10 protein-coding genes are annotated in these 16036 nt (G+C 74.1%); 3 read left to right on the top strand and 7 right to left on the bottom strand.

The features are described 5' to 3' along the window. Nucleotides 1-175 precede the first annotated feature (175 nt). Entirely contained in the window at nt 176-3010 is a 2835-nt protein-coding gene (locus AB0L29_RS09385; protein ID WP_365825020.1) for a glycoside hydrolase family 3 C-terminal domain-containing protein, read from the top strand. Nucleotides 3011-3089: 79 nt separating this feature from the next. Here the strand turns inward: AB0L29_RS09385 and AB0L29_RS09380 are convergent, their stop codons facing one another. The 3 genes from AB0L29_RS09380 to AB0L29_RS09370 all read right to left on the bottom strand — a co-directional run bounded on the left by AB0L29_RS09380 (nt 3090) and on the right by AB0L29_RS09370 (nt 8883). After that, nucleotides 3090-4535 (bottom strand): aldehyde dehydrogenase family protein, encoded by a 1446-nt coding sequence (locus AB0L29_RS09380; RefSeq protein ID WP_365825018.1) that lies wholly within the window; start codon nt 4533-4535, stop codon nt 3090-3092. 140 nt (nt 4536-4675) lie between these two features. Further along, entirely contained in the window at nt 4676-6343 is a 1668-nt protein-coding gene (locus AB0L29_RS09375) for a PucR family transcriptional regulator (RefSeq protein WP_365825016.1), read from the bottom strand. 122 nt (nt 6344-6465) lie between these two features. Continuing rightward, the gene (locus AB0L29_RS09370; RefSeq protein WP_365825014.1) at nt 6466-8883 is read right to left on the bottom strand and encodes an ATP/GTP-binding protein; all 2418 of its coding nucleotides are present in this window, start codon (nt 8881-8883) and stop codon (nt 6466-6468) included. Between the two features lie 284 nt (nt 8884-9167). Here AB0L29_RS09370 and gabT point away from each other — a divergent pair, with 284 nt between their 5' ends. Together gabT and AB0L29_RS09360 are read left to right on the top strand one after the other, a co-directional pair. Then, on the top strand, nt 9168-10502 hold the full coding sequence (gene gabT, locus AB0L29_RS09365; RefSeq protein WP_365825012.1) for a 4-aminobutyrate--2-oxoglutarate transaminase: 1335 nt from the start codon (nt 9168-9170) through the stop codon (nt 10500-10502). Between the two features lie 410 nt (nt 10503-10912). Then, complete coding sequence (locus tag AB0L29_RS09360; RefSeq protein WP_365825010.1) at nt 10913-11656, top strand: phosphatase PAP2 family protein; 744 nt, start codon at nt 10913-10915, stop codon at nt 11654-11656. 31 nt (nt 11657-11687) lie between these two features. Here the strand turns inward: AB0L29_RS09360 and AB0L29_RS09355 are convergent, their stop codons facing one another. Genes AB0L29_RS09355 through AB0L29_RS09340 form a run of 4 tightly spaced genes read right to left on the bottom strand, consistent with a single transcriptional unit; the run spans nt 11688 to nt 16034 of the window. Continuing rightward, on the bottom strand, nt 11688-13115 hold the full coding sequence (locus AB0L29_RS09355) for an FAD-dependent oxidoreductase (protein ID WP_365825008.1): 1428 nt from the start codon (nt 13113-13115) through the stop codon (nt 11688-11690). 22 nt (nt 13116-13137) lie between these two features. Then, nucleotides 13138-13938 carry an ABC transporter permease gene (locus AB0L29_RS09350; protein WP_365825006.1) on the bottom strand — a complete coding sequence of 267 codons (801 nt, stop codon included), beginning with the start codon at nt 13936-13938 and terminating at the stop codon, nt 13138-13140. After that, complete coding sequence (locus tag AB0L29_RS09345) at nt 13939-14868, bottom strand: ABC transporter permease (RefSeq protein ID WP_365825004.1); 930 nt, start codon at nt 14866-14868, stop codon at nt 13939-13941. Beyond that, nucleotides 14868-16034 (bottom strand): ABC transporter ATP-binding protein, encoded by a 1167-nt coding sequence (locus tag AB0L29_RS09340; RefSeq protein ID WP_365825002.1) that lies wholly within the window; start codon nt 16032-16034, stop codon nt 14868-14870. Before AB0L29_RS09340 ends, AB0L29_RS09345 begins: the two co-directional genes overlap by 1 nt. Nucleotides 16035-16036 lie beyond the last annotated feature (2 nt).

The raw sequence follows: 16036 nt of genomic DNA, 5'->3' as shown, positions 1-16036 counted from the left end.
GATCCCAAGATTCCTCCGCGGTGCGCCGGATCGCGCACCGGCTCCTGTGTTGCTTGAAACACGGGCGAGACGACGGAGTTGTCGCGCCGGGGTGTCTTGACACCCGGCGCGGGCCGAATGAGCATCGAAGCGCTTCGAAAGCGTCGCGCCGTTCCATCGCGAGGGGAACCCCACAGTGACCGCATCCACGCCGCCCGCCCCGCCTTTCCGCGACCGGCGCCTGCCGTTCGCGAAGCGCATCGACGACCTCGTGTCGCGGCTCACCCTCGACGAGAAGGCCGGGTTCCTCCACCAGTTCGCGCCCGCCGTCGAACGGCTCGGCGTCGCCGCCTTCCGCACCGGCCAGGAGGCCCTGCACGGGGTGGCCTGGATGGGCCCGGCGACGGTGTTCCCGCAGGCCGTGGGGCTGGGCGCCACCTGGAACCCCGACCTGGTCCGGAGCGTCGGCGAGGCGGTGTCCCGGGAGGCCCGCGCGATGCGGGCCCGGGACGAGCGCGTGGGACTCAACGTCTGGGCGCCGGTGGTGAACCTGCTGCGCCACCCGCTGTGGGGCCGCAACGAGGAGGGCTACTCGGAGGACCCGGGACTCACCTCGGCCATCGCCACCGCCTACACCCGCGGCCTGCGCGGCGACCACCCGGTGTACTGGCGCACGGCGCCGGTGCTGAAGCACTGGCTCGCCCACAACAACGAGACCGACCGGGACACCACGTCGAGCTCGGTCCGCCCGCGCGTACTGCACGAGTACGACCTGCGAGCCTTCCGCGCGACCGTGGAGGCGGGCGCGGTGGCCGGGGTGATGCCGGCGTACAACCTGGTCAACGGCCGCCCGAACCACGTCTCGCCCTATCTGCGCGAGCACCTGCGCACCTGGACCGACCAGGAGCTGCTGGTCTGCTCGGACGCCGGCGCGCCGTCCAACCTGGTGGACTCCGAGCACTACTACGACACCCACGAGGAGGCGATCGCGGCGGCGCTGCGGGCGGGCGTCGACAGCTTCACCGACCACGGCACCGACTCCTCGAGGACCGTCGAACGGGTCACCGGGGCGCTGGAGCGGGGCCTGCTGACCGAGGCCGACGTCGACGCGGCCGTGCGCCGCCAGCTCTCCGTCCGCTTCCGGCTCGGCGAGTTCGACGGCCACGCCGATCCCGGCGCGTTCGACACGCCCGGGCACCGCGCCCTCGCGCAGCGGGCCGCCGAGCAGGCGGTCGTCCTGCTGAAGAACGACGGCGTGCTGCCCCTGGCCGACGGCGCCCGGATCGCCGTCGTCGGGCTGCTCGCCGACGAGTGCAAGCTCGACTGGTACAGCGGCGCGTTCCTGCGCCGCTCGACCCCGCTGGAGGGGCTCTACGAGCGGTTCGGCGCGCAGCGGGTGGACTTCGCCGAGGGCGTGGACCGCGTCCTGCTCAAGACCCGCGCGGGGACGTTCCTGCGCGTGCCGGAGGCCGGGGACGCCCCCGAGGCGGTGCGCGGCGCCGAGGGCGCCCTGGACCCGGCCCTGCTCGCGGGCCGCACCGACCTGCCCCCGCTCACCGCCGACGCCGTCGGCACCGAACTCGCGCTGGCCGACTGGGGCGAGGGCGTGCTGACCCTGCGCGCGCCCGACGGCCGCTACCTCTCGGTCGCCGAGGACGGCTGCCTGCGCGCCTCCGCCGACCAGCCCGGCGGCTGGGTCGTGCAGGAGACGTTCCGTCTCGAACCGCACGGGAACGGTCACCTCCTCAGGCACACCGGGACGGGGCGGCACGTCACGGTCGCCGCCGACGGCGTGAAGGTTGCCGCCTCCGGCGAGGCGGCCGCGGAGGTCTTCGAGCTGGTCGTGACCGAGCGCGGCGAGGACGCGGTGGCGCGGGCCGCGGCCCGCGCCGACGTGGTCGTGGTGGTCGCGGGCAACGACCCGCACATCAACGGCCGCGAGACCCAGGACCGCACGACCCTGCGCCTGCCCGGGCACCAGGAGCGGCTGCTGCGCGCGGCCCGCGCCGCCAACCCGGACACGGTGCTGGCGCTGGTCTCCTCCTACCCGTACGCGGTGGACACCGCGGGCCTGCCGGCCGTGCTGTGGACCGCGCACGGCGGGCAGGCGGCGGGCACCGCCCTGGCCCGCGTGCTGGCCGGCGACGTCTCCCCCGCCGGGCGTCTGCCGCAGACCTGGTACGCCGACGACGCCGACCTGCCCGGCCTGCTCGACTACGACGTCATCGGCGGCCGCCAGACGTACCTGTACTTCGAGGGCGCCCCGCTGTTCCCCTTCGGGCACGGCCTGTCGTACTCGTCGTTCTCCTACGGCGGCCTGACGGCCCGCACCGGCGACACGGCGGTGGAGGTCTCCTTCACGGTCACCAACACCGGTGGCGTCACCGCGGACGAGGTGGCCCAGCTCTACACGCGGGCCGTCGCCCCGTCGGTCCCGCGCCCGCGCCGCGAGCTGGCCGGACACCGCCGCGTCACCCTCGCCCCCGGCGAGCGGGCCGGGCTCTCCTTCGAACTCCCCCTGGACGTCTTCGCGTTCTGGGACGTCGCGCGGGGCCGGTGGCGCCGGGAGCCGGGCCCGTACGAGCTGCTCGTGGGCGCCTCCAGCGAGGACGTCCGCCTCCGCACGACCCTCACGCTGGACGGGGAGCCCGGTGCGCCGCGCCCGGTGGCCGGACGCGGCCTGGAGGCGGCCGGCTTCGACGAGCAGAGCGGTACGCGGATCGTGGACCGCACGAAGGTGTCGGGCGACGCGGTGACGCCCGTGGCGGACGGCAGCGGGGAACTGCTCTTCCGGGACTGCGACTTCGGCCCCGGCGTCACCCGGGTCACGGCCGGACTCGCGGGCAGGGGCAGCGTGGAGGTGTCCCTGGACGGCGGCCCGGCGGCGGCGACGCTGACGCTCGACACCGCCACGCCGGACCCGTACGCCTACACGTCCGTCACCGCCGGGTTCGCCGCCGGCGGTGTGCACGACGTGTACCTGAGGCTGCGCGGTCCGGTGCGGCTCGCGCACGTCGGCTTCTCCGGCTGAGGGTCCGCACGGGGCCGGCGCACGGCAACGGCCGGAGCCCCCGCACAGACGGGCTCCGGCCGTTGGTCCGCGGGTGCCGTCAGAGGGCGAGACCCGTCAGGACCAGCACCCGCTCGTAGGTGTAGTCCTCCATCGCGAACCGCACGCCCTCACGGCCCACACCGGACTGCTTGGCGCCGCCGTACGGCATCTGGTCGGCGCGGTAGGACGGCACGTCGCCGATGACCACGCCGCCGACCTCCAGGGCGCGGTGGGCGCGGAAGGCGGTCTGCAGGTCGTGGGTGAACACACCCGCCTGCAGGCCGTACTTGGAGTCGTTGACGGCTGCGAAGGCCTCGGCCTCGCCGTCCACCTTCTGCACGGTCAGGACGGGACCGAAGACCTCCTCGCAGGAGATCGTGACGTCGGCCGGCACGTCGGTCAGCACGGTCGGCGCGTACGAGGCGCCGTCCCGCTTGCCGCCGGTGAGCAGGGTGGCCCCGGCCCCGACGGCCTCCTGGACCCACGCCTCGACGCGCTGCGCGGCGTCCTCGCTGATCAGCGGGCCGACGTCGGTGGCGTCGTCGGTGGGGTCGCCGGTGACCTGGGCCTCGACGGCGGCGACGATGCGCGGCAGCAGGCGGTCGTACACCGAGGCGTCGGCGATCACGCGCTGCACCGAGATGCAGGACTGGCCGCCCTGGTAGTTGGAGAAGGTGGCGATGCGGTTCGCCGCCCAGTCGAGGTCCTCGTCGCTCGCCCAGTCGGCGAGGACGACGGCCGCGCCGTTGCCGCCCAGCTCCAGGGTGCAGTGCTTGCGCGGCACCGAGTCCATGATCGCGTAGCCGACCTTCTCGGAGCCGGTGAAGGAGATGACCGGCAGGCGCTCGTCCTGGACGAGGGCGGGCATGCGGTCGTTGGGGACCGGCAGGATGCTCCAGGAACCGGCCGGAAGCTCGGTCTCGGCGAGGAGCTCGCCGATGACCAGTCCGGACAGCGGGGTCGCCGGGGCGGGCTTGAGGATGATGGGCGCGCCGGCGGCGATGGCCGGGGCGACCTTGTGGGCGCACAGGTTGAGCGGGAAGTTGAAGGGCGCGATGCCGAGCACGACGCCCTTCGGGAAGCGCCGGGTGAGGGCGAGCCGCCCCTGGCCGCCGAGGTCGGTGTCGAGGCGCTGGGCCTCGCCGCCGTTGAACCGCCGGGCCTCCTCGGCCGCGAACCGGAAGACGGACACGGCCCGCCCGACCTCGCCGCGGGCCCACTTGACCGGCTTGCCGTTCTCGGCGGAGATCAGCCGGGCGATCTCCTCGGTGCGCTCGGCGAGGCGCCTGCTGACGTGGTCGAGGGCGGCGGCGCGCACGTGCGCCGGGGTGGCGGCGAACTCGTCCCGCACGGCGTACGCGGCGGCCACGGCCTCCTCGACCTGTGCGTCCGTGGGCACGCTGACGCTGCCGACGACACGGCCGTCCCACGGGGAGGTGACGTCGAAGCTGTCCTCGCCGGTGGCCTGGCGGCCGGCGAGCCAGAAGGCGTAGGTGGAAGTCATGTACGAGTCCCGGCCCTTCCGCGTTGGAGATGGTTGCTTGGCCTGCTGGGTCCACGGTAGGGCGGCACCGGCCGGGGGGTGTTTGTCCGGGGTGTCACAGTGGGGGGCGGGCGTGCGCCGGATTGGCGTGCCCGGCCGTCCTACTGGTCCGTGGACGTCGCCTTCAGCGCCAGCCACAGCTCCATGCGCACGTCCGGGTCGTCCAGCGACCGCCCGAGGATCTCCTCGACCCGCCGCATGCGGTAGCGGAGCGTGTGCCGGTGCACTCCGAGGTCGGCCGCCGCCGCGTCCCACTGCCCGTGCCGGGACAGCCACGCCCGCAGCGAGGCGACCAGATCCCCGCGCCCCGTCGCGTCGTGCTCGCGCAGCGCCCGCAGCAGCCCGTCGGCGAACGCCCGCACCGCGTCGTCCGCCAGCAGCGGCAGCACCGACCCGGCCGCCAGCTGCTCGTGCTCCACGAGCACGCGCCCGCGCCGCCGCGCCACCGACAGCGCCTGCTCGGCCTGCCTGTACGCGGTGGCGGCGGCGGTGGGCCCGGCGGGCGCGGACAGTCCGGCGACGAGTTCGCCCTCGCCCGCGGCCTGCTCCGGCACCGTGCCGGTCCGTGCCGCCTCCCGCGCCGCCGCATAGTCCCCGCAGGCGGCGACGGCCGCGCCCCCGTCCGCGGCCAGCACCACCAGCCGCTCGCCCTCCGGCACCACGAGCACCGCCTCGCCCGCCCGGGCCGCCGCGGACTCCACGACGTCGGCGAGGGTCCCCAGGGGGTCCCCGTGGGTGTCGGCGGCGGCCAGCGCGGCGGCCGACGCGGGCTTCGCCGCGGGCCTGCGCGCCTGGGCGTCGGTCTGGGCCAGCGCGGCCGACGCCGGCACCGACTCCGCGACGATCATCCGGAACGGCGCGTCCAGCAGGTCGCCGTACAGGTCACCGGCGACCGCGCGGGCGTGGTCCGGCTCCCCGGCCAGCAGCATGCGCAGCACCGCCGTGCCGACCCGCTGCTCGGCCGCCTGCAGGGACCGGGAGCGTTCGGTGGTGAGCGTCAGCAGGGCGATGGCCGCGTGGACGGCGTACCGCTCGGCGGTGCCGAGGGCGGCGGCCGTGCCCACGGCGAGCGCGGCGCGCGGGCGCCGCCCGGTGCCCAGGGAGTGCAGCTCGACCCGGTCCTCGTGGTCCGGCCCGCCCACCACCGCCGAGGCGGGCGCGGGCCGCTCCCGCAGCCGCCGCACGTCCGCCGTGAGCCGCGCGGCCCGCCGCCCGGCCCACTCCGGTGCGGCGGCGACGACGGCGCCGGAGGCGTCGTAGAGCGCGGCCCAGCCGTCGACCTGCGCGGCGAGGGCGGCGAGCAGCCCCTCCGGCCCGTCGGTCAGCGCCTGCCTGGTCAGCTCGCGCTGCGCCGCGAACCCGGCCGTCACGGCCCGGTACTGGTCCGCGGCGATCGCCGCGGACACGGCCTTGCTGATGGCGAGGAACGGGGTGCGGCGCGGCACCTCCAGCAGCGGCAGCCCCTCCTCCTCGGCCGCGTCGACCAGGGCCTCGGGGACCTCCTCGTAGTTGACGCCGACCGCGAAGCCGAGTCCGACGACGCCGGCGCCGACCAGCCGCCGCACGTACCGGCGCATCGCCTCGGGGTCCTCCGCGTCCAGTTTGAGCGCGGTGATCAGCAGCAGCTCCCCGCCCTCCATGTAGGGCACGGGGTCGGCGAGCTCGCTGACGTGCGCCCAGCGCACGGGCACGTCGAGGCGGTCCTCGCCCGCGCGCACGGTGAGTTTGAGCGCGGAGTGGTGGACGAGCGAGGCGAGCGTCGGGGGCATGGGGCCTTCAGGTCTGCGTCAGGGCTGTGTGATCACTGCGATCTTTTGGCCGCGGCGTATGAACGGCCTGTGTCGATTCTGCCTCACCGTACGATCCCGCTGCCCTCGCGCGGGGGAAGGCCTCAGCCCCGCAGGTCCACCAGCAGCGGCGGCGCGTGCTCGCCCCGCACCGTGGTCAGCGACAGCACCGCGTGCCCCGGCGGCACCGCGTGCGCGAGCTCGGAGGCCGACCACCGCTCCCGCTCGACCTGCCGCACGGTCACCGCGTCCGTCGTCACCGCCTTGCCCGTCACCAGCTTGCGCAGCGCGTGGAAGGCCCGGGTCATCGGCTGGTCGGCGAAGACCGTGTGCTTGGCGACCTCCGTCGTCTCCACCCACTCGGTGCCCCAGCTCTGCGCGAACCGGCTGCCGTCCCACGTCGTGACGCCGCAGTAGGCCATGCGGCAGCCCACCGCCCCGTAGAGCGGTCCGTGCAGCGCCTCGGGGACGTCGGCGATGGTGCGCAGGGTGAGCAGCACGCCCGCGTTCTGCGACCGCAGCCGCTGGATGCGGCGCACCGACTCCGCGGTGACCGTGCCCGTCGCGTCGTCCAGGACCAGGCAGGCGAAGTGCGCACGCCGGCCCTCCCGGACGACGGCGTGGAACTGCGCGAGGACCAGCCGGGTGATCAGCCGGCAGGCCTCCTCGTGGCCGCGCTCGGGCAGGTCGACGCGCACCCGCAGGGGGTGGTGGGCGACCGCCCGCAGGGAGAACGGCCGGCCCGGGCCGCCCCCGCCGAAGAAGTCCGCGAACACCGGCCGGTTCAGCAGCGCCAGCCGGTCGGCCAGGGCCCGGCCCGCGTCGCCCGGCGTGCCCGTCTGCCGGACGCGTGCCTCGAGCTCGCGGCGCATGAGGTCGTTCCCGCTCGCGGCGAGCGCCTCCCGCAGCGGGACCAGCGTCCGCTCCTCTCCCTCCAGCAGCTCGTGCAGCTCCGGCAGCGAGGGGAACCGCCCGTGCACCGCCCGGAAGGGGCCGAGCAGCTGCGCCAGTGCGGTGGCGGCACCCTGCGTGCCGACCGTGTCGAGATCGCCCACCAGCGCCTCGGCGAGGATCCCGGCCGCCTCGTCCGGATCGCCGGACTCGGCGTACGGGTCGAGGTCGTGCACCGAGGACGGATCACCGATCCGCACGATCACGTCGAAGGCGTCGTCCGCGCCGAGCGGGCTCCCGGCAGCGGAGACGGCGACGACGGCGCAGCGCCCGGTGAGCGCCTGCAGCGCGAGCGCCTCGGTCACCGGCTCGACGAGGGTGCGGGTCTTGCCGGACCCGGAGGGGCCGATGGCGAGCAGCGAGGTGCCGAGCACGTCCGGGCCGAGGGCCGCCCCGGCGTCGTGGTACGGCCGCGGGGCGCGCTCGGTCGCCACCCAGCGGCCGATGCGCACCTGGCCGGCGAGCAGGTCGTGGCGGGCGGTCCGGCGGGGCAGGTCCCGGGCGCCGGAGGGGTGCGTCCAGGCCGCGCCGCCCTGGCGCAGGACGGTGCCGCGGAAGGCGTCCAGCGTGGCGCTGCGCCGGGCGGCGTCGAAGGCGTGCTCGATGCGGACGCAGTCGACGTCGTTCATACGGCCGCCGGTGACCTCGGCGGTGAGCAGCTCGGCGGCCTCGTGCTGGCCGGCGTCGCGCAGGGCGGGCCACTGGGAGCGGGGACGGTCGGGCACGGGGGTGCCGGGGGCGGTGTCCTCCCGGCGGGGCGCGAGCCGTTCCCTCGCGTACGGCCACCAGGCGCCGAGGCGGGCGAACGGCCACACCACGAGCAGCGCGACGGCCGCGTACAGCGTGTTCGTGAAGAGGGTGGAGGCCATCAGGTCGTAGCTGTCCGTGACCAGCACGGTCAGGGAGAGCAGCGGATCGACGACCGGCACCGGGGACCATCCGACGCCGGGGAAGGCTTCGGGGAAGACGAGGGCGAGGGCGACGAGGGCGAGGACGGCGGCGGCCAGGGCGCGCACCGGCTGGCGCAGGCGGCTCACGTAGTGGCGGACGATGGTCCGCCAGCTGCCGAGCACGGCCACCGCGAGGACGAGCGCGGCGAAGAAGACGCCGTCGTACACCATCAGGGCGTCGTACCCCGGGAGCGTCACGGTCCGTCCCTCGACCGGCTTGGGCGTGGCCGTCGTGCCGCCCCACCACCAGTCGTCCGGCGTGAACATCCGCAGCGGGACGCTCTTGTACGGGACGTAGCCGCGCCTCCAGAACGACCACGCCCCGACCGCCAGGACGAGCGGGACCAGCATGCCGGCGACCGTCACCGGAGCAAGCCGCTGCGGGGCGTCCTTCGGCGGACGGTAGCCGTACCGCCAGATCCCGGGCCGGGCGGCCGACCTCGCCGCGTCGAGCCAGGCGGCGACGGCGGACGAGGACGGGGGAGCCTGCTCGGGAACAGGTGGCGCACCCGGTGCCCGGCTCGGCCGCGGGGGTACCGCCGGCGCGTCCGGCGGCCCCGCCGGACGCGGCACGGGGTCCGCATGCGTGCCGCGCGCGTCCCGCGTCCCGTCGCTGTCCATCGCCCCTGCCCCCTGACCGGCCGCCGCGTCCACCATCGCCGGGCCAATCTAACGCCCGGGCGGGGGGAGTTCACCGGTGGCGCGGCCGGGCGCGGCCGTGGCGCGGGCACCTCGTCCCCGATCCGCCCGCCGGGGCCGCTATGTCCACCGCGGACAACCGGGCTCCCCGACAACGCCCACATGGAGCATGCCCGTCCCCCGGCGCCCGTCCTAGCCTGCGAGAAAAGAAGGCGAGCGTCCGTGAGACCGCCTACGGAGAACCCAGCAATCCCCAGGAGCCCCGCATGACCGCACTTCCGCAGGAGCGCCGCGTCGTCACCGCCATCCCCGGCCCGAAGTCGCAGGAGCTGCAGGCCCGCCGCACCGCCGCGGTCGCGCAGGGCGTGGGCTCCGTGCTGCCCGTCTTCACGGCGCGCGCGGGCGGCGGCATCATCGAGGACGTCGACGGCAACCGTCTGATCGACTTCGGCTCCGGCATCGCCGTGACGAGCGTCGGCGCCTCCGCGGAGGCCGTCGTGCGCCGGGCGACCGCCCAGCTCGCCGACTTCACCCACACCTGTTTCATGGTCACGCCGTACGAGGGGTACGTCGCCGTCGCCGAGGCGCTGGCCGAGCTGACCCCGGGCGACCACGCCAAGAAGTCGGCGCTGTTCAACAGCGGTGCCGAGGCCGTCGAGAACGCCGTGAAGATCGCCCGCGCCTACACCAGGCGCCAGGCGGTGGTCGTCTTCGACCACGGCTACCACGGCCGCACGAACCTCACCATGGCCCTGACGGCGAAGAACATGCCGTACAAGCACGGCTTCGGCCCGTTCGCGCCCGAGGTGTACCGCGTGCCGGTGGCGTACGGCTACCGCTGGCCGACCGGTCCTCACAACGCCGGTCCCGAGGCCGCCGCCCAGGCCATCGACCAGATGTCCAAGCAGGTCGGCGCGGAGAACATCGCCGCGATCATCATCGAGCCGGTGCTCGGCGAGGGCGGCTTCATCGAGCCGGCCAAGGGCTTCCTCCCGGCCATCCGCCAGTTCGCGTCCGACCACGGCATCGTCTTCGTCGCGGACGAGATCCAGTCCGGCTTCTGCCGCACCGGCCAGTGGTTCGCCTGCGAGGACGAGGGCATCGTCCCGGACCTGATCACCACCGCCAAGGGCATCGCCGGCGGTCTGCCGCTGGCCGCCGTGACCGGCCGCGCCGAGATCATGGACGCCGCGCACGCGGGCGGCCTGGGCGGCACCTACGGCGGCAACCCGGTCGCCTGCGCGGGTGCGCTCGGCGCGATCGAGACGATGAAGGAGCTCGACCTCAACGCGCGGGCGAAGGCGATCGAGGCCACCATGAAGGCCCGCCTGACCGCGATGCAGGACAAGTTCGACATCATCGGCGACGTCCGCGGCCGTGGCGCCATGATCGCCATCGAGCTGGTCAAGGACCGCGCGACCAAGGAGCCGAACCCGGAGGCGACCGCCGCGCTCGCCAAGGCCTGCCACCAGGAGGGCCTGCTGGTCCTGACCTGTGGCACCTACGGCAACGTGCTGCGCTTCCTGCCCCCGCTGGTCATCGGCGAGGACCTGCTGAACGAGGGCCTGGACATCATCGAGCAGGCGTTCGCGCGCATCTGAGCCGCCATCGGGGCAGGTGAGCCGCCCCGGCCGGGCGGCCGGGGCGGCGAGCGGCAGGGCGTGTGAAGAACGTGTGCGAGGTGCATGACAGGAGCCCTTTCGCCCTGTCGCGGCCGCATCCCCTGTCGTACGTTCTACCCAGATGAGAGATACACCCCGCCCACAGGGGACTGTGGGCGGCGCCGGGCCGGGGCCTCCCCAGCCGCGACCTGGTCGTGCCCTCGCGCACACAACCGGAGCCCGAGGCTCTGGAATCTCCTCACGATCGGACGGTCGCCCGCCCCAGACCCCCCGGGGCGCGCGACGTTCCGGTCCGGCCGGCCGCCCCGGAACCATCCCCCCTTGTTCCGGGGCGGCCGGCCTCCTTCCTTCTTTTCCGCTTCCCGCTTCCCGCTGAGAAGCTGTGCGCCATGTCGACAGCTTCGGGGCGACCGGCCGCCCTCGTCCCGCTCCTCGGGATCCCGTCCCTGCTCTTCGCCCTGACGACCTGGCAGGTCGTCGCCGGCGGCCCGCTGCTGCGCGCGGACGCGCGCGTCAGCCGCGCCCTGCTCCACCCCGACCGCCTCTCCGGGGTCCTCTCCGACCTGGGGAACGTCCCGGTCGCAATCCCGGTCCTCACGGCCGCCCTGGTGTACGCCGCCCGGCGCGCCCGCGCCACCGGTGTGGACCGCTGGTGGCTGCCGTCCGTCGCGGCGGCGCTGGTGACGGCCCTGGTCCCGGCCCTGGTGGTGCCCCTCAAGGAACTGACCGACCGCCCCGGCACCCCGGCCGTGCCCCCCGGCACCGGTTACTACCCCTCCGGGCACACGGTCACCGCCGCCGTCGCCTACGGCGCCGCGGCGCTCGTCCTCCTTCCCTGGCTGCGCGGCGCCCTCGCCCGCCGCGCCCTCGTCGCCGCCTGGGTCGTCGTCAGCCTCGGGACCGGTTTCGGGCTCGTCCGCCACGGCTACCACTGGCCGCTGGACGTCGTGGCCGGCTGGTGCCTGTCCGCGGTGCTGCTCACCCTGTTCGCCAGGGCCGTCGGTCCGAGCGGCCGTCGGACGTCCGCCGGGACTCCCGGCCCCGGACCGGTCCCGGCCGACCCGCCCGCGTCGCCGGGGGGAGGGAGGGCTCCGGGCGGGCACGGCGCGGGTCCGGGCACCCCGTCCGGGTGAACCGGGCCGCATCCGCCCGCGTTCCGCCGGGTCAGCTGTCGAAGCCCAGGCCCAGCCGGTCCATCGCCCGCAGCCACAGGTTGCGCCGGCCGCCGTGCGCGTCCGCCCGCGCCAGCGACCACTTGGTGAGCGCGATGCCCGTCCAGGCGAACGGCTCCGGCGGGAAGGGCAGCGGCTTCCTGCGGACCATCTCCAGCGAGGTGCGCTCCGTGCGCTCCCCCGCCAGCAGGTCCAGCATCACCTCGGCGCCGAAGCGGGTGGCGCCGACGCCGAGACCGGTGTACCCGGCCGCGTACGCCACCCTCCCCCGGTGCGCCGTGCCGAAGAACGCCGAGAAGCGCGAGCAGGTGTCGATCGCCCCGCCCCAGGCGTGCGTGAAGCGGACGCCCTCCAGCTGCGGGAAGCAGGTGAAGAAGTGCCCGGCGAGCTTGGCGTAGGTCTCCGGGCGGTCGTCGTACTCGGCGCGCACCCGGCCGCCGTACGGGTAGACCGCGTCGTAGCCGCCCCACAGGATGCGGTTGTCCGCGGACAGGCGGAAGTAGTGGAACCGGTTGGCGCTGTCCCCGAGCCCCTGCCGGTTCCGCCAGCCGATCGACGCCAGCCGGCCGGCCGTGAGCGGCTCGGTCATCAGGGCGTAGTCGTAGACCGGGACGGTGTACGGGCGGACCCGTCGGACCAGGTTCGGGAAGACGTTCGTGCCGAGGGCCACCCGGCGGGCCCGGACCCGGCCGTAGGGGGTGCGTACGGCCATCCCGGCGCCGTACGGCTCCAGGGTGAGCGCGGGGGTGTGCTCGTAGACGCGGACGCCGAGGTCCAGGCACGCCCGTTTCAGGCCCCAGGCGAGCCGGGCGGGGTTGAGCATGGCCACGCCCCGGCGGTCCCACAGGCCCGCCCGGAAGGTCGGGGAGTCCACCTGCTCCCGTACCGCGTCGGCGTCCAGGAACTCGACGCCGTCGGCCAGGCCCCGGCGGGCCGTCTCCTCGTACCGGTCGCGCAGTTCCCACGCCTGGTACGTCTCGGTGGCGACGTCGATCCCGCCGGTGCGTTCGAAGTCGCAGTCGATGGAATGGCGGGCGACCGCCGCCTCGATCTCGTCGAGGTTGCGGGCGCCCAGCTCCTGGAGCTTGTGGATCTCGTCCGGCCAGCGGGTCAGGCCGTTGGGCAGGCCGTGGGTGAGAGAGGCGGCGCAGAAGCCGCCGTTGCGGCCCGAGGCGGCCCAGCCCGCCTCGCGGCCCTCCACCAGCACCACGTCCCGCTGCGGGTCGCGCTCCTTGGCGATCAGCGCGGTCCACAGTCCGCTGTAGCCGCCGCCGACGACCAGCAGGTCGCAGGTCTCGGAGGCGGTGAGGGCGGGTTCGGGGCGGGGCCTGCCGGGGTCGTCCAGCCAGTACGGGACCGGCTGGGCCTCGGAAAGGGATTCGGTCCAGTTGTTCGCACTGCTCATGGCGCTCGGGGCCATGATTTCAACTCCCTACAAGGGCTTACGCCTTCTGTTTGTTTCTGCGGTTGCCGACGGCCATGGAGGCCAGGACGAGCAGGACGGCGACGACGAACATGGCCGTCCCGACGACGTTGATCTGCACGGGCGTGCCGCGCTGCGCCGATCCCCACACGAACATCGGGAAGGTGACGGCCGAGCCCGCGTTGAAGTTCGTGATGATGAAGTCGTCGAAGGAGAGCGCGAAGGCCAGCAGCGCGCCCGCCGCGATGCCGGGGGCGGCGATCGGCAGCGTGACCCGGACGAAGGTCTGGAACGGGCCGGCGTACAGGTCCTGCGCGGCCTGCTCCAGCCTCGGGTCCATCGACATCACGCGCGCCTTGACCGCCGTCACCACGAAGCTCAGGCAGAACATGATGTGCGCGATCAGGACCGTCCAGAAGCCCAGCCGGGCGCCCATGTTGAGGAACAGGGTGAGCAGCGAGGCGGCCATGACGACCTCGGGCATCGCCATCGGCAGGAAGATCAGCGAGTTGACGGCGCCGCGCGCCCGGAAGCGGTAGCGGGCCAGGGCGAACGCGATCATCGTGCCGAGGACGGTGGCGCCGAGCGTCGCCCAGAACGCGATCCGGAGGCTGAGCGACAGCGAACCGCACAGCCCGGACACCCCGCACGGGTCCTTCCAGGCGTCCAGGGAGAACCGCTGCCACTCGTAGTTGAAGCGCCCCTCGGGCCGGTTGAAGGAGAACAGCGTCACGACGACGTTGGGCAGGAGCAGATAGGCGAGCGTCAGCAGTCCCGCGATGACCACGAGCCGGCGCTTGAGCCAGTCGACGAAAGGCATTCAGACCAGATCCTCCGTGCCGGACCTGCGGATGTAGAGGGTGACCACGAGCAGGATCGCGGCCATCAGGATGAAGGAGAGGGCCGCGGCCGTCGGGTAGTCCAGGACCCGCAGGAACTGGGTCTGGATGACGTTGCCGACCATGCGGGTGTCGGCGGAGCCGAGCAGGTCGGCGTTGACGTAGTCGCCCGCGGCCGGGATGAAGGTCAGCAGCGTGCCGGAGACCACGCCCGGCGTCGACAGCGGGAAGGTGACCTTGCGGAAGGTGGTCCAGGGCCGCGCGTACAGGTCGCCCGCCGCCTCGTGCAGGCGCGGGTCGATCCGCTCCAGCGAGGTGTACAGCGGCAGGATCATGAACGGCAGGAAGTTGTACGTCAGGCCGCAGATGACCGCCAGCGGGGTGGCCAGCACCCGGTCGCCGGCGGTCAGGCCCAGCCAGCTGGTGACGTCCAGGACGTGCAGCGTGTTCAGGGCGCCGACGACCGGGCCGCCGTCGGCGAGGATCGTCTTCCAGGCCAGGGTGCGGATCAGGAAGCTGGTGAAGAACGGCGCGATCACCAGGATCATGATCAGGTTGCGCCAGCGGCCGGCGCGGAAGGCGATCAGGTACGCCAGCGGGTAGCCGAGCAGCAGGCACAGCGCGGTCGCGGTGCCCGCGTAGAGCACCGAGCGGACGAACTGCGGCCAGTACCCGCTCAGCGCGTTCCAGTACGTGGCGACGTGCCAGGTGACCTCGTAGCCCTCCTCCAGGGAGCCCGTCTGCACGGACGTGGAGGCCTGGTAGACCATCGGCAGCGCGAAGAAGACCAGCAGCCACAGGATGCCGGGCAGCAGCAGCCAGTACGGCGTCCGGCGGCCCCGCCCGCGCGGTTTGCCGGCCTTCGGCGCGACGGGTGTCAGGGGCGGGGGCGCCTCGGTGAGCGTGGCCATCAGGCGACCTCTTCCTCGGTGCCCGCGGCGCCGGCCGTCCCGGCGAGCGGGGACTGCGCCGCGTCGAGACCGAAGGTGTGCGCCGGGTTCCAGTGCAGGACCACCTCGGCGCCGGGCACCAGCCGCGGGTCGCGGTCGATGTTCTGGGCGTAGACCTCGAAGTCCGCGCAGACCGGGCTGTCGACGACGTACTGCGTGGAGACGCCGGTGAAGCTGGAGTCGGCGATCCGGCCGGTGATGCGGTTGCGGCCGGCCGGGATCCCGCCCGCGTCGTCGGCGTGGGTGAGGGAGATCTTCTCCGGGCGGACGCCGGCCAGCACCCTGCCGCCGGCCGTCGTGGGCACGGAGCACCGGGCCCGGGGAAGGACCAGTTTGCCGCCGCCCGCCTTCAGCACGATCTCGTCGCCGCTCCCGGAGTCGACCTCGGCCTCGATGAAGTTGGAGGTGCCGAGGAAGTTGGCGACGAAGGTGGTGCGCGGGTTCTCGTACAGGTCGCTGGGCGAGCCGAGCTGTTCGACGCGGCCCGCGTTCATCACGGCGACCGTGTCGGCCATGGTCATGGCCTCCTCCTGGTCGTGCGTGACGTGCACGAACGTGATGCCGACCTCGGTCTGGATGCGTTTGAGCTCCAGCTGCATCCGGCGGCGCAGTTTCAGGTCCAGGGCGCCGAGCGGCTCGTCGAGCAGGAGCACCCTGGGGTGGTTGATCAGCGCGCGGGCCACGGCGACGCGCTGCTGCTGGCCGCCGGAGAGCTGGTGCGGCTTCTTGCGGGCCTGCTCGCCGAGCTGGACGAGCTCCAGCATCTCCTCGACCTGCTTCTTCACGCTCCTGATGCCGCGCCGGCGCAGGCCGAAGGCGACGTTCTCGAAGATGTCGAGGTGCGGGAAGAGGGCGTAGGACTGGAAGACCGTGTTCACCGGGCGCTTGTAGGGCGGCAGGGCCGTCACGTCCTGCTCGCCCAGCGACACGGTGCCGGTGGTGGGTTCCTCCAGGCCGGCGATCATGCGCAGGGTGGTGGTCTTGCCGCAGCCCGAGGCGCCGAGCAGGGCGAAGAAGGAGCCCTCGGGCACGGTCAGGTCGAGGGGATGCACGGCGGTGAAGGAGCCGTAGGTCTTGCTGATCCCGGCGAGGCGGACGGCGCCGCCGTGGTCTGTCGTCGTCTTCATCG

Source organism: Streptomyces sp. NPDC052701 (assembly GCF_040678355.1).
Classification (GTDB): Bacteria; Actinomycetota; Actinomycetes; order Streptomycetales; family Streptomycetaceae; genus Streptomyces.
Note: the sequence above shows the minus strand (reverse complement) of the source record. Positions and strands in the feature narration are given on the sequence as shown.